The organism is Actinoplanes auranticolor (genome assembly GCF_018332655.1).
Classification (GTDB): domain Bacteria; phylum Actinomycetota; class Actinomycetes; order Mycobacteriales; family Micromonosporaceae; genus Actinoplanes; species Actinoplanes auranticolor.
This window is the reverse complement of record NZ_BOQL01000001.1, coordinates 12,416-26,573: the sequence shown is the minus strand read 5'-3', so window position 1 is coordinate 26,573 and position 14,158 is coordinate 12,416. Positions and strand designations below refer to the sequence as shown.

10 protein-coding genes are annotated in these 14,158 nt (G+C 69.8%); 3 read left to right on the top strand and 7 right to left on the bottom strand.

Annotated elements, in window-relative coordinates; genetic code table 11:
* Positions 1-84: 84 nt before the first annotated feature.
* Positions 85-3,861: a methionine synthase gene (gene metH / locus Aau02nite_RS00100; RefSeq protein WP_212986194.1), complete on the top strand. Its 3,777-nt coding sequence runs from the start codon at positions 85-87 to the stop codon at positions 3,859-3,861.
* A 51-nt stretch (positions 3,862-3,912) separates the two neighbouring features.
* Here metH and Aau02nite_RS00095 read toward each other — a convergent pair whose 3' ends face one another.
* The 5 genes from Aau02nite_RS00095 to Aau02nite_RS00075 form a co-directional block, all read right to left on the bottom strand.
* Positions 3,913-4,266 carry a VOC family protein gene (locus Aau02nite_RS00095; protein ID WP_212986193.1) on the bottom strand — a complete coding sequence of 118 codons (354 nt, stop codon included), beginning with the start codon at positions 4,264-4,266 and terminating at the stop codon, positions 3,913-3,915.
* Between the two features lie 35 nt (positions 4,267-4,301).
* Positions 4,302-5,516 carry a cytochrome P450 gene (locus tag Aau02nite_RS00090; RefSeq protein ID WP_212986192.1) on the bottom strand — a complete coding sequence of 405 codons (1,215 nt, stop codon included), beginning with the start codon at positions 5,514-5,516 and terminating at the stop codon, positions 4,302-4,304.
* Positions 5,513-6,001, bottom strand: coding sequence for a hypothetical protein (locus tag Aau02nite_RS00085; RefSeq protein WP_212986191.1), 489 nt, complete (start codon positions 5,999-6,001; stop codon positions 5,513-5,515). Before Aau02nite_RS00085 ends, Aau02nite_RS00090 begins: the two co-directional genes overlap by 4 nt.
* Positions 5,991-7,496, bottom strand: coding sequence for a phenylacetate--CoA ligase family protein (locus Aau02nite_RS00080; RefSeq protein ID WP_212986190.1), 1,506 nt, complete (start codon positions 7,494-7,496; stop codon positions 5,991-5,993). The genes Aau02nite_RS00085 and Aau02nite_RS00080 overlap by 11 nt, the downstream gene beginning before the upstream one ends.
* A 347-nt stretch (positions 7,497-7,843) precedes the next feature.
* The gene (locus tag Aau02nite_RS00075; RefSeq protein WP_212986189.1) at positions 7,844-8,260 is read right to left on the bottom strand and encodes an STAS domain-containing protein; all 417 of its coding nucleotides are present in this window, start codon (positions 8,258-8,260) and stop codon (positions 7,844-7,846) included.
* A gap of 441 nt (positions 8,261-8,701) precedes the next feature.
* Here Aau02nite_RS00075 and Aau02nite_RS00070 point away from each other — a divergent pair, with 441 nt between their 5' ends.
* Entirely contained in the window at positions 8,702-9,523 is an 822-nt protein-coding gene (locus Aau02nite_RS00070; protein ID WP_212986188.1) for a phosphotransferase family protein, read from the top strand.
* A gap of 1 nt (position 9,524) precedes the next feature.
* Here Aau02nite_RS00070 and Aau02nite_RS00065 read toward each other — a convergent pair whose 3' ends face one another.
* A complete protein-coding gene (locus Aau02nite_RS00065) occupies positions 9,525-11,213 on the bottom strand; it encodes a bifunctional 3'-5' exonuclease/DNA polymerase (RefSeq protein ID WP_212986187.1) in 1,689 nt (562 codons plus the stop codon).
* Between the two features lie 30 nt (positions 11,214-11,243).
* Complete coding sequence (locus Aau02nite_RS00060; protein WP_212986186.1) at positions 11,244-11,840, bottom strand: TetR/AcrR family transcriptional regulator; 597 nt, start codon at positions 11,838-11,840, stop codon at positions 11,244-11,246.
* A 59-nt stretch (positions 11,841-11,899) separates the two neighbouring features.
* On the opposite strand from Aau02nite_RS00060, the gene Aau02nite_RS00055 reads away from it, so the two are divergent.
* Positions 11,900-14,158: a glycoside hydrolase family 3 C-terminal domain-containing protein gene (locus Aau02nite_RS00055; RefSeq protein ID WP_212986185.1), complete on the top strand. Its 2,259-nt coding sequence runs from the start codon at positions 11,900-11,902 to the stop codon at positions 14,156-14,158.

The following is a 14,158-nucleotide window of genomic DNA, read 5'->3' as shown; positions in this document are numbered from 1 at the left end:
TAGTGACGGGGCCGACTGTGGTGTCGCTGACGTCTCCGGCCAACCTGATTGGCGGCTCGACGTCCCGGGTGAGAGGATCTTCTGATGCTCTTGCGCCCGGATGCCACGGCCCAACTCACCGAGCTTCTGCGGTCCCGGATCCTCGTCCTCGACGGCGCGATGGGCACGATGATCCAGCGCCGCACCTTCGCTGAACAGGACTTCCGGGGCGAGCGGTTCGCCGAGTGGCCGAGCGACCTGCGGGGTAACAACGACCTGCTGTCGCTCACCCAGCCCGAGGCGATCCGGGAGATCCACCGCGAGTACCTGCGGGCCGGAGCCGACCTGATCGAGACCAACACCTTCAACGCCCAGCGGATCTCGCTCGCCGACTACGGCATGCAGGACATCGCGTACGAGCTCAACCTCGAGGCCGCCAGGCTGGCCCGGGCCGAGTGTGACGCGGCGACCGCGCTCGACCCGGCCCGGCCCCGGTTCGCGGTGGGTGCGTTGGGCCCGACGAACCGGACCGCGTCCATCTCGCCGGATGTCAACGACCCCGGCGCACGTAACGTCACGTACACCGAACTGGTCGAGGCGTACCTGGAGCAGGCCAACGGCCTGGTCGACGGCGGCGTCGACATCCTGATGGTGGAGACGATCTTCGACACGCTGAACGCCAAGGCGGCGATCTTCGCGCTGGAAACTCTCTTCGAGCAGCGTGAGCGCCGTTGGCCGGTGATGATCTCGGGCACCATCACCGACGCTTCCGGCCGTACCCTGTCCGGTCAGGTCACCGAGGCGTTCTGGAATTCGGTACGGCACGCGCGGCCCCTGCTGATCGGGCTCAACTGCGCCCTCGGGGCGCAGGAGATGCGGCCCTACCTGGCCGAGGTGTCGCGCCTGGCCGACTGCTTCGTCTCCTGCTATCCGAACGCGGGTCTGCCCAACCAGTTCGGCGAGTACGACGAGATGCCTGGGCAGACAGCCGCGATCGTGCGGGAGTTCGCGGACAGCGGCCTGCTCAACGTGCTCGGCGGCTGCTGCGGCACCACCCCGGAACACATCGCGGCGATGGCCGCAGCCGTCGAGGGCCTCGCCCCGCGGGTGCCCGCCGTCTCGGGTACGGCCTGCCGGCTGTCCGGCCTGGAGCCGCTCAACATCACTGCCGAGTCGCTGTTCGTCAACGTCGGCGAGCGGACCAACATCACCGGCTCGGCGAAGTTCCGCAATCTGATCCGCGACGGCGACTACCCGGCCGCGCTGTCGGTCGCCCGCCAGCAGGTCGAGAACGGCGCCCAGGTCATCGACATCAACATGGACGAGGGCATGATCGACGGCCTCGCCGCGATGGACCGCTTCGTCAAGCTGATCGCGAGCGAGCCCGACATCAGCCGCGTCCCGTTGATGATCGACTCATCGAAGTTCGAGGTCATCGAGGCCGGGCTGCGCTGTGTGCAGGGCAAGCCGATCGTGAACTCGATCTCACTGAAGGAGGGCGAGGACAACTTCCGTGCCCAGGCGCGGCTGTGCCGCAAGTACGGCGCCGCCGTCGTCGTGATGGCCTTCGACGAAGACGGTCAGGCCGACAACCTCGAGCGCCGCAAGCAGATCTGCGAGCGGGCCTACCGGATCCTCGTCGACGAGATCGGCTTCCCGGCCGAAGACATCATCTTCGACCCGAACATCTTCGCGGTCGCGACCGGCATCGAGGAGCACGCCAATTACGGCGTCGACTTCATCGAGGGCACGCGCTGGATCAAGGAGAACCTGCCCGGTGCTCTGGTGTCCGGCGGCGTGTCCAACGTCTCCTTCTCGTTCCGCGGCAACAATGCCGTGCGGGAGGCCATCCACGCCGTCTTCCTGTACCACGCCATCGGCGCCGGTATGGACATGGGCATCGTGAACGCCGGCGCTCTGGTCGTCTACGACCAGGTCGATCCGGTGCTGCGCGAGGGCATTGAAGACGTGATCCTCAACCGCCGACGCGACGCCGGTGAACGGCTGCTGGAGATCGCCACCGAGTTCGCCGGTGACGGCCGCAAGGCCGAGGCCATCAACGACGCTTGGCGCTCACTGCCCGTCGGAGAACGCATCACTCACGCGTTGGTCAAAGGCATCGACGATCACGTGGAGGCCGACACCGAGGAACTCCGGGCGCTCATCGAGGGCCGCGGCGGTCAGCCCATCGAAGTCATCGAGGGCCCCTTGATGGCCGGGATGAACGTCGTCGGTGACCTGTTCGGCGCCGGGAAGATGTTCCTGCCGCAGGTGGTCAAGTCGGCGCGGGTGATGAAGAAGGCAGTCGCCTACCTGATCCCGTTCATCGAGGCGACCAAGACACCCGAGAACGCCCGGCGAAGCAACGGCGTCGTCGTCATGGCAACCGTCAAGGGCGACGTGCACGACATCGGCAAGAACATCGTCGGCGTCGTCCTGCAGTGCAACAACTACGACGTCATCGACCTCGGCGTCATGGTTCCCGCCGAGAAGATCCTCGCCGCGGCTGAGGAGCACGGTGCCGACGTCATCGGGCTGTCCGGGCTGATCACCCCCTCGCTCGAGGAGATGGTCGGCTTCGCGGCCGAGATGGAGCGCCGCGGCCTGAAGATTCCCCTGCTCCTCGGCGGCGCCACGACCTCGCGGGCGCACACCGCGGTCAAGGTCGACCAGAAGTACCACGGGCCGGTCATCTGGGTGAAGGACGCCTCGCGTTCGGTTCCGGTCGTCGCAGCACTGCTGTCCGACGAGCAGCGTCCCGCTCTGCTCGCCGAGGTCGCCGCCGACTACGAGTCGCTGCGGGAACGCTACGCCGCCCGCAACGACGCGAAGGTGATGCTGCCGATCGCGGCGGCTCGGGACAACCACACACCGATCGACTGGGACGGCTACCGCCCGCCGCGGCCCCGGCTGATCGCCGCGCAGTCGCCCCGGGTCCATCAGGACGGCAGGCCGGCGCCGGCGGCGCACCAGTTCGTCAAGACGTTCTCCGACTATCCGCTCAGCGAACTGCGCGAGTACATCGACTGGCAGCCGTTCTTCAACGCGTGGGAGATGAAGGGCCGGTTCCCCGACATCCTCAACAACCCGGCCACCGGAGAGGCCGCCCGCCGACTGTACGAAGACGCGCAGACGATGCTCGACCGGCTCATCGCCGAGAAGTGGATCAGCGCGGCCGGTGTCATCGGGTTGTTCCCCGCCAACGCGGTCGGCGACGACATCGAGCTGTACACCGGCGAGGACCGCACCGCGGTGCTCAGCACCTTGCATCAGCTGCGGCAACAGACCGAACACCGGGCCGGAGTGCCACACCGGTCCCTCGCCGACTTCGTCGCACCCCGCGACACCGGCGCCCCGGACTATGTCGGCGCGTTCGCCGTGACCGCCGGTCTCGGCATCGGCGACAAGATCGCCGAGTTCAAGGCCGCGATGGACGACTACAGCGCCATCCTGCTGGAGTCGCTGGCCGACCGGCTGGCCGAGGCCTTCGCCGAACGGCTCCACGAACGCGTCCGTACCGAGTTCTGGGCGTACCAGCCCGACGAGAACCTCGACAAAGAGGCGCTGATCAAGGAGAAGTACGTCGGCATCCGACCGGCTCCCGGTTACCCGGCCTGTCCCGAGCACACCGAGAAGCAGACGATCTGGCAACTGCTCGACGTTCAGGCCAACACGGGGATCGAGCTGACCGAGAGCATGGCCATGTGGCCCGGCGCCGCCGTCAGCGGCCTGTACTTCTCCCATCCGCAGTCGCAGTACTTCGTGCTCGGCCAGATCGGCCGCGACCAGGTCGAGGACTATGCCCGCCGCAAGGGCTGGAATGTCGCCGAAGCGGAGAAATGGCTGGCGCCCAACCTCGGCTATCGCTCGGACAACGAATGATCAGCTGCAGTAACCCGATAAAGGGCACCACGGTCCACGCTACGGAAGTTCCTATGTTGGTGGCCCGGTCTCGATGTATTCGAATACCGCGCCGTCCGGGTTCCTCGCGATCAGCCGGGCGCCGTTCGGGGCGGGATCGGGTCCGTCCAGGATGTCGCCGCCGGCCTCGGTGATGGCGCGGATCACCGGGCCCAGATCGTTGACCAGCAGCGTGGCCACCCGATTGTTGTATCGGGCCGCGTGCGGACCGGACAGCAGCAGGAACGGGCCCACGCTGGCCAGCTCCACGCCGGCGAAGGCGAACCGCTGCACCTCCGGGGCACCCGAAAGGGCCTGGTACAAGGGAATCGCCGCGTCGAGGTCGGAGACCACGACCCGGGCCAGCACTGCGGTGATGTTCGACATTCATCGCCTCCAAGCAACGGTGAAGGGCTCCTGCGCTACCAGGCGACCGGCAACGAGTGGACGCCATAGGTGACATTGGATCGCCGGTACGACACGTCCTCGAAGGGGACAGCCAGCCGTAACTCCGGGAACCTCCGCAGCAGAGCCGGAAACGCCAGGTGCATCTCCAGGCGGGCCAGCGAAACGCCGACGCAATAGTGCACGCCGTGGCCGTAGGCCAGGTGGGTACGGGGTTCCCGGGTGAAGTCGAGCCGATCGGGATCCGGGAACCTCGATTCATCCCGGTTGGCGGAGGGGATCGCCACCAGCACCTGCTCGCCGTCTCTGATCAGGGTTCCGTTGACCGTCACATCGGCGGTGGCGGTCCTGATCTCCCCATGGTTGGGGATCGACACGTACCGGACGAGTTCATCGACGGCGCGCTCGACGACGTGCGGATCGTCGCGCAGCAACGCCAGCTGTTCGGGATGGCGCAACAGGGCGAGGGTACCGATGCCGAGCATGTTCGCGGTCGTCTCATGCCCGGCGACCAGCAGCAGGTTGCCGATACCGACGAGCTCCTGATCGGTGACGGAGGCCCCGTGCTCCTGGATGATCCGGCCGAGCACGTTGTCGCCGGGCTGCTTCCTGTTGTGCTCGACGAGTTCGCGCATCCCGGCACGTAGCGCGTTCCGGGCCGGGATCAGCGTCTCCAGGCTGGACATCACGTCGGTCATGATCCGGGTGTAGCCGGCGAAGTCGAAGTCGAAGTCCTTCGGTACGCCGAGCATCTCGCAGATCACCGTCGACGGCACCGGCAGCGCGAACTCCTTGACCAGATCGACCGGCGGCCCGGCGGCGGCCATCGCATCGAGGTGGTGCTCGACGATGGCCTCGATCCGGGGCCGGAGTTGCGTCATCCGTTGCGCGCTGAACTCGCCGGCGACCATCTGGCGCAGCCGGGTGTGTTCCGGTGGGTCGGATTCGATGAACGTGCCGGGCTGCTGGTCCTGCAACTCCTCGGCCAGCGTACGGTTGCCCGGCTCGGGCAGGACGATTCCCAGCGGGGTCAGCTCGCTGCTGAAGCGGCGGTCGCCGAGGATGTCCCGGCCGTCGTCGAACCGGGTGACCAGCCACACGACGTCCCCACCGTTGATGGTTATCCGGGAGATCGGCTCGTGCGCACGCAGTCGGCTCATCTCCGGGTCGGGGTCGAACGGGCAGTCGGCATCGCGCCGGTACGGCAGGGGCAGCGTGTCGCTCTGCGTCACGACGCCGGCCCCTCCTGGTCGCCGGGCGGCACGTGGGCGACCCACTCGCAGCTGCGCTCGCCGAGCTCGTGCTCGACCGTGACGCCGAGGTGGTTGGCGGTCCGGTGGTGCAGGTCGACACAGAACTCGCAGGGTCGCTTGAGAGTCAGCTGTACGCCCTGCTGCTGGGCACGCTCCCGGTAGTCATAGATGCCACAGCGGCGCACGGTGAGCCGGGTACGGTCGGGTGTCTCCGTACGGCTGGTGTCCGAACCGTAGACCTCGAGCATGGACTCCAGGCCGGTCAGCAGGTCGCGAGCCTGGCCGGCGGCGTCGGGCACCCGCCGGCGGGCGGCTTCGGCGTTGATACTCGCGACGTGCTCGGTCCACTGTGGCAGGCCGTCCACCCCCATGAAGCGTTCGATCGCGGCCTGCGTACGGAAGTAGACACCCAGCACGAACTGGGCCTTGTCCGCCTCGGACATCGGGCTCCGGTCAGCTTTCATCGGTGATCCTTTCCGGTTCGGTGAGCGTGCCGCCGGGGTGGGCCGGGCGCAGACCGGTGGACGCCTCCACCTGCTGCAGGGTCTCTCGCAGCGCCGCTTCGATCGGCGCCGGAAGCCCGCTCCACGCCCGCGCATCGTCCAGGTCCAGCATCCGCGACAGCTTCCAGCCGACGTAGGAACCCATCGTTGCCAGTGGTGGGAGCGCGTTCACGACACCGATCCCGAAGCGCCGCCCCGCGAAGGACGAGCCGAGACGGCCGGTCGTGGCGGCGACCCACGAGTCACTCGGTGGCTGGTCGGTGGTCATCAGGCAGACCACCTCGTGGCCCCGGACGACCAGCATGTAATCGAGGACGATCGGCCCTCCGCCGGCGCCGGACCACAGTTCCGCCTCGAAGTCCTCCTGCCGTACGTTCACGCCGCCGAACGTGACCACATCCTGTCGCCGGCCGAGCGTACGCATCACCGGCAGCGCGAGACCGCACGGGCACGGTTCGCCCGTCGTCTGGACCAGATCACCGGTCCGGTAGCGCACCAGCGGCCGGGCCGGCAGATCCAGGGTGGTGACGACCAGTTCGCCGCTGTCCGGCCCCCCGTCCACCAGCCGGGTGCCCCGTTCGTCGTGCAGTTCCAGCAGATAGCTCTGCAACTGCAGATGCAGGCGTCCGCGCTCGCAGGTCACCGCCGTGGTACCGGTCTCGGATGAGCCGTAGGAGGCGACGTACGCGGTCGCTCCGGTCAGCTGTTCCAGGTGCCGTAGCAGGCTTTCGCCGGTCTGCTCGGCCATCAGCAGCAGCCGGTCGAAGCGCGGCGGCGGCGCGCCGTTGCGGACCGCGAAGTGCACCAGCTCCAGCAGGCGCGAGGCCGTACCCACGTACACATTGGCCTGCAGGTCCGCGGCCAGCCGGAGCACTCGGGTGTAGTCGCCGGTGACGTTGTCGGCCCACAGCCGCATCGACAGGACCCCGAGATATTCCAGGACCTTCTCGAACTGGTATCCGGCAGGAGCGAAAGGACCATTGATCAGGATCAGCGCCGAATCCGACGGGTCGAGAATCCGGCCCCACATCTCGCCGATGTTCATCGTGTTGACCACCAGGTCGTCGACGGCCTTCGGCGCGGCCACCGGGTCGCCGGTCGTACCCGAGGATTCGTAATAGTGCAGGAAACTGGTCACCTGCCGGGTGAACGCGTCACGAGACCGGGCGCGCAACTCCCCACGGTCGAGCAGCGGCACGCGGGACAACAGCTTGGTGAGCACCACATCGGCCGGCAGCGCCCGGGCCTCGGCGAGCGTACGGTCGTCCCGCCAGTCCCGCAACGACTCCGCATGGAGCCTCGAGTGAGCCGCGACAGCGAGCGTGTCGAGCAACTTCCGCGCCTGCAGTGCGCTCAGGTCATCCGTACCGGCGTGGACCGCTCTGACGGTCCGCAGATGAGACTCCGCCAGGCTCATGTGATGAGCGCGAAGAACCTCGTCACGCACGAGCAACACGGCGTCTCCTCAGATCTACAGCAAGCACCGGCCGTCGCGAGGCGGAAACGGTGGGCGCAGTGACATCTCCCGGAGATCCTCCGGAGAGGAGAAGACTAGAGGCGCGCGCCCCGGAGAAGCCCACGATCTGCGCAACCAGGTCTCAAACGGGCAGTACATCGAGCGTTTCTGGCCATCGGTTGGCGTCCCTCGCGACGCCATGACCGATCCACGCCCGGAACAACGGCCCCGCGCGTGCGTAGTGGCGCAGCTGATGCCGAGTGTTTCTGTCGCAAGGACGTGTCTATCGATGGCTCCACGCCTGTTCCACCACCGCCCGACCTTGCTGACATCAGCACAGTGGACTGCTACAACGCCTTCTGCGGCGGCCGGTAACCCAGGAACACGGGAATGTGGCAGAGCCGCAGCACTACGTCAAGGCATGATGCCGCTGCTGTGATACGGGCCTGGTACCCCATTGTGGCGGCGGTTTCGGCCACCGCGTGGACGGCGCGCCATCCGGCGAGGTCACAGAAGTTGAGACGAGAGAAATCCAGTTCCACGCCGCCGCCGTATCGGCCGTCGAGGAGGCCACAGATCTGCCGGTAGAAGGTGGACGCGGTGCCGAAGTCGAGATCCCCGGTCACCGTGACGGTAAGGACGCCGGAGGGGTGCCTGGTGTCGGAAATGGTGATCAGTGTGGCCGTGTCCACGGGGGAGGCGAACGCGGCAATGGTGCGGCACGCTTCGCGAATCTGGTACGCGCCGTGGGAGTCCGGAGGCATGGTTCCGCCTTGGCTGGCTCGTAGCATGCCGGGGTCCGGGGCAGCGGATCGCTGACGGAACCGCACCTTGCATTCTAGGGTGGTCGAGGCTTGGCCCAGATTTGATATGTCGGCGTACGGCGACCGGATGACCGGAGATTCCAGTCTGCTGTCCGGTCGTGGGCGATCGTTCGCGACCGGAACCGAGAGGCGTGGCCAGGCGATACCCAGGTAATTTCCTTTCCCGGCGCGGTGGTGCTGTGGTGCTGTGGTGCTCTGCGGGGCATGATCGGGGGGTCGCGTGATTCACCCTCGAGAGTGGTAGTGCCCCGGCGTCTCGCAGAACCTCCTCGCCCGAGGCCATGACAGCGGTTTTCCAAACTTCGTCGCGCGTCCGGGCGGTGACGCAAGGGAGATCGATATACGGCTGCTGCTGCACGAAGGCTGAGTTACGGTGCTCCGATGCAGGCGGACGCGGCCCAGCGGGCAATCCAGGCAGCCCTGTCGACCGCCGCATCGCTCGGCCTGACCGCCCACGACGCCGTCGTGCTGCACAACTCGAACAAGCTCAGCCTGCGCCTTCAGCCCTGCGATGTTCTGGCCCGGGTGGCCCCGGCAGCACACCAGTCAGCCCAGTTCGAAGTGGATGTCGCCCGGCGGCTGTTCGCGGCCGGCAGCCCGGTGGCCGCGCTGGAAACGCCCGAGGTCTTCGTCCGGGACGACTTCGTGGTGACCCTGTGGACCTACTACGAACCGGTGACCACTCGAGCGCTCCCGCCCGCGGACTACGCCGGCGCGCTGGAACGCCTGCACGCCGGGATGCGTCAGGTCGACCTGCCCACCCCGCACTTCACGGACCGGATCTCCGAGGCCCGGACGCTCGTGGCCGACCACGACCGGACGCCGAAGCTCACCGACGCGGACCGGGTCTTTCTCGCGGCCACGTTGGACCGCCTGCGCCGGGCGGTCAGCGACAGCGGCCGGCCCGAACAGCTCCTGCACGGCGAACCTCACCCGGGCAACCTGCTCCCCACCCCCATCGGCCCGCTCTTCATCGACTTCGAGACGTGCTGCCGGGGGCCGGTCGAGTTCGATCTGGCCCACGCACCCGTCGAGGTCGGAGAGCTCTACCCGGACGTCGACCACAACCTGCTCCGCGACTGCCGGGCAGTCATGCTGGCGATGATCACTGCGTGGCGCTGGGATCGCGACGATCAGTTCCCCGACGGCCATCGGCTCGGCATCGAGTGGCTGAGCGAACTCCGGGCGGCGACGGCTCGCTAGCTCACGCGTCGGCGTAGCACTCCACGATCGACACATCGAGCGGGAACCGCACCGCGATCCCCCCGAACAACAGCTCCCCCGCCCTGGCCGCACTCACCCGAACCGCCTCCGCCACCTGCTCCGCCTCCTCGGCCGGGCAGTGCACCCCCACCTCGTCGTGCACGAACAGCACCAGCTCCGCCCGCGTCCCCTCCAGCGCCGTCCGCAGGGTCGCCAGCAGGACCAGCGCCCATTCCGCCGCCGTTGCCTGGATGACGAAATTCCTGGTGAAGCGGCCTCGCGCCCGGCCTGACGCCCCGCCCTGCGGCTCGGCCGAGCCCGACTCCTCCGGCGGCTCCAGGCCCGCCTCGCGCCACGCCGTGGAGGCCGGTGGGCAGGTGCGGCCCAGCCACGAGCGGACCAGGCCGCCGGCCTCGCCAGTGCGGGCCGCCGCCTCCACGTAGTCGAAGGCTGTCGGGTAGCTCTGCCGCAGCACCGCCAGGGCCGGGATCGCCGCGCCGCCGGTCTGGCCGTACATCGCGCCGAGCAGGGCGACCTTGGCTTTGGCCCGGTCGCCGCCGAACGAGTCGGTGGCCAGGGCCGCATAGAGGTCTCCCGCGGCGCCCGCGCGGGCCAGCCGGGAGTCGCCGGAGACCGCCGCCAGCACGCGGGGCTCCAGCTGGCCCGCGTCGGCGACCACGAACCGCCAGCCCGGGTCGGCCACCACCGCGCGGCGGACCACCTTGGGCACCTGCAGGGCGCCGCCGCCGCGGGTGGCCCAGCGGCCCGACACCACGCCGCCCGGGACGTACTCCGGGCGGAAGCGGCCCTCGCTGATCCAGGCGTCGCGCCAGGCCCAGCCGTGCGCCGTCCAGATGCGGTAGAGCTCCTTGTATTCGAGCAGGGGCTTGACCGCTGGGTGCTCCACCTGGCGCAGCACCCACGCCCGGGTGTTCGGCACCTCGATGCCGGCGCGGGCGAACGCGCGCAGCACCTCCGCCGGGGAGTCCGGGTGCAGGCCGTGCACGCCGAAGGCGGCGTTGATCTCGGCCGTCAGCTCGGCCAGGCGGCGGGGCGGGCCGACCGGCTGCGGGGCGCCGAGCAGGTCGCGCAGCAGCTGGTCGTGGATGTCCGCGCGCCAGGGCAGGCCGGCGTGGCCCATCTCGGCGCCGACCAGCGCGCCCGCGGACTCGGCGGCCACCAGCAGGGCGAACCGGCCGGGTTGACCGGTGGCGGCGATCCGGGCCTGCTGGTCCGCGTACACCCTGGTCAGGGCCTCGAGGGTCACGGAGCCGGCGGTGGCCGACGGTCCGGACATGGCCTCGAAGAGGGCGCCCTGGGCGAAGCCCGGTGGTTCGGGCAGCCGCGGCGGCGGGTCGGCCGGCACCGGCGCGCCGGTCAGCCGGGCCCAGGCCGCCGCCAGCGCCCGGGGCTCACCCCAGCGGCCCGCGTGGCCGAGCAGCAGCGCCTCGGTCAGCTCGATGTCGTGGCAGCGGCGCACCCGGACCCCGGCCCGCAGCAGCGTGGGATAGCAGTCGGTGGTGGCCGCCCAGAGCCAGCGCGGTCGCTCGGCGGCCTCGCGCGCGGCGATGGCGGCCGGCAGGTCGGCGACCCGCTGCGGCTCCCCGGCCGGGCTGCCGTCGGGGTGCAGCTGCTGCCAGCGGCCGGACCCGTGCCAGCTCCCGTCGTCGGACACCACAGCCACCAGCACGGACCCATTCTGCCGGGCGGGTATGACACTTCAGCCGCCGAGCAGCCCTTCCAGCAGCTCCAGTGACTTCTCGATGTCGACGGCCGGGTCCAGCAGCCACTGGGTCTGCAGGCCGTCGGAAGCCGCGATGATCAGCGCGGCCGCCGCCTGCGGCGCTATGTCGGAGCGGATGCGGCCGGCCCGCTGGTCCGCCTCGATGCGCTCGGTCAGCACCCCGCGGAGGTCGGCGAAGCGCCGGCCGAAGAACTCCCGGGACCGTTCGTGGCCCGCCTCCAGGGCACCGGCCACCAGCGTCGAGTACAGCTGGACCAGACCGGGGACGCCGTGGTTGCGGCGGGCCGCGTGGGTCATCAGCCCGACCACCGAGACGTCCGGCGGTGGCGGGTCCTCGGCGATCGAGCGCTGCTCGGCGGCCCGGTAGACCTCGATCAGCAGCTCCTCGCGGGAGGCGAAGTAGTGCTTGAGCGCGGCGTGCGAGACCCCGATGGCCGCGCCGACGGCCCGCAGCGAGGTGCCCTCGGCGCCGCGGTCGGCGAAGACCTCGATGGCCCGGTCGAGGATCTCGCGCCGGCGGCGCACACCCTTGTCGTACGCGCCGCGCCGGGTGATCTCGGAGGGCTGGTCCATCGCGTCATCGTAGGACACAGAAACTTCCGCATGGAGGTTTTCATTGTTACGGTCGGGTCATGACACTCGACGTTCAAGCGCTGCTCGCCACCCTCACCCTCGAGGAGAAGGCGTCCCTGCTGGACGGGGCCGACTTCTGGCGTACGCAGCCGGTCGAGCGCCTCGGCATCCCCGGCGTGATGGTCACCGACGGGCCGCACGGGCTGCGCAAGCAGGCCGGCGAGTCCGACCACGTCGGCCTCAACGACAGCGTCCCGGCCACCTGCTTCCCGCCCGCCGCCGGGCTCGCCTCCACCTGGGACACCGGCCTGCTGGCCCGCATCGGCGAGGCGCTGGGCCGCGAGTGCCGGGCCGAGCAGGTCGCCGTGCTGCTCGGCCCGGGTGTCAACATGAAGCGCTCGCCGCTGTGCGGGCGCAACTTCGAGTACTTCTCCGAGGACCCGCTGCTCGCCGGGGAGCTGGGCGCGGCCCTGGTCAACGGCCTGCAGAGCACCGGGGTGGGTGCCTCGCTCAAGCACTTCGCCGCCAACAACCAGGAGACCGACCGGATGACGGTCTCCGCCGACGTCGACGAGCGGACGCTGCGCGAGATCTATCTGCCCGCCTTCGAGCGGGTGGTCACCGGGGCGCAGCCCTGGACGGTGATGTGCGCCTACAACAAGATCAACGGCACGTACGCCAGTGAGGACCCGTGGCTGCTGACCCAGGTGCTGCGGGACGAGTGGGGCTTCGAGGGGCTGGTCGTCTCCGACTGGGGCGCGGTCAACCGCCGTGACGCCGGAGTGGCCGCGGGGCTGGACCTGGAGATGCCGTCGTCCGGTGGCGCCGGCACCCGCGTCATCCTGGACGCTGTCCGGGCCGGGACGCTGAGCGAGGCGGACGTCGACCGGGCGGCGACCCGGGTGCTGACGCTGATCAACCGAGCCCTGCCGGCGCTGCACGAGGGGCAGAGCTTCGACGCCGACACCCACCACGCGCTCGCCCGGGAGGCAGCCACGGCCAGCGCCGTGCTCCTCAAGAACGAAGGCGGCATCCTGCCGCTCGACCCAGCGGGTGGCGGCCCGGTCGCGGTGATCGGTGAGTTCGCCCGTACGCCGCGCTTCCAGGGCGCCGGATCGTCCCAGGTCAACCCCACCCGGGTGGACACTGCGCTGGACGCCCTGCGGGCCGCCCTCGACGGGCGCCGCGAGGTCACCTTCGCCCCCGGCTTCGTGATCGAGTCCGACGCCGCCGACGAGGGCCTGGTCGCCGAGGCGGTACGCGCGGCAGCCGCCGCCGACGTGGCCGTGCTGTTCCTCGGCCTGCCCGCGTCGTACGAGTCCGAGGGCTACGACCGCGACCACATGGACCTGCCCGCCCACCAGCTCGACCTGCTGCACGCCGTCGCCGACGCCAACCCGAGGGTGGTCGTCGTGCTGTCCAACGGCTCGGTCGTCACCGTCGCGCCCTGGCAGGACCGCGCCCGGGCCGTCCTCGAGGGCTGGCTGCTCGGCCAGGCCGGCGGCAGCGCGACCGCCGACCTGCTGCTCGGTGCGGCCGACCCGGCGGGCCGGCTCGCCGAGACCGTCCCGGTGCGCTTCACGGACAACCCGACCATCGGCGCGTTCCCCGGCGAGCTCGGCCACGTCCGGTACGGCGAGGGCCTGCTGATCGGCTACCGGTGGTACGACGCCCACCGCCTCGAGGTGGCGTACCCGTTCGGCCACGGCCTGTCGTACACCAGCTTCGGCTACAGCGACCTGTCCGTCTCCGTGCTCGCCGACGGTGACGACCCGCGGGTCGAGGTCAGCGTGACGGTCACCAACACCGGCGGGCGCCCCGGCCGGGAGACGGTCCAGCTCTACGTCACCGATCCCCAGGCCAGCGTGTACCGGCCCGAGCAGGAGCTGCGCGCGTTCACCCAGGTCGCGCTCGGCCCCGGCGAGAGCGCGCCGGTGACCCTGACCCTCGGGGCGCGGGCCTTCGCGTTCTGGCACGAGGGCGCCCGGGGCTGGGTGGTGGAGGGCGGCGAGTTCGGCGTGCGCGTCGGCGCGTCCTCGCGGGACATCCGCCTCACCGGCACGGTCACGCTGACCGGCCCGGGTTACGCCGTGCCGCTGACCGCCGAATCGACCGTGGACATGTGGCTCGCGCACCCGGCCGCCGGCTCCTGGCTGCGCGAGCAGCTCGGCACGGGCCTGTTCACCGACATGCTCTCCGACCCGGCCAACGGTCAGATGATGCGGGCCATCCCGCTGGTCCGGCTGTCGCGCTTCCCGGGCTTCCCGGTCACCGAGCCCGACGTCGAGGCCGCGGTGCAGCGGTTCACCACGCGGTAA

Coding starts and splice junctions, on each gene's coding strand:
- Aau02nite_RS00085 (WP_212986191.1), bottom strand. CDS start 6,001: ATGAAAGCTGACCGGAGCCCGATGTCCGAGGCGGACAAGGCCCAGTTC.
- Aau02nite_RS00075 (WP_212986189.1), bottom strand. CDS start 8,260: ATGCCTCCGGACTCCCACGGCGCGTACCAGATTCGCGAAGCGTGCCGC.
- metH (WP_212986194.1), top strand. CDS start 85: ATGCTCTTGCGCCCGGATGCCACGGCCCAACTCACCGAGCTTCTGCGG.
- Aau02nite_RS00060 (WP_212986186.1), bottom strand. CDS start 11,840: ATGGACCAGCCCTCCGAGATCACCCGGCGCGGCGCGTACGACAAGGGT.
- Aau02nite_RS00070 (WP_212986188.1), top strand. CDS start 8,702: ATGCAGGCGGACGCGGCCCAGCGGGCAATCCAGGCAGCCCTGTCGACC.
- Aau02nite_RS00095 (WP_212986193.1), bottom strand. CDS start 4,266: ATGTCGAACATCACCGCAGTGCTGGCCCGGGTCGTGGTCTCCGACCTC.
- Aau02nite_RS00055 (WP_212986185.1), top strand. CDS start 11,900: ATGACACTCGACGTTCAAGCGCTGCTCGCCACCCTCACCCTCGAGGAG.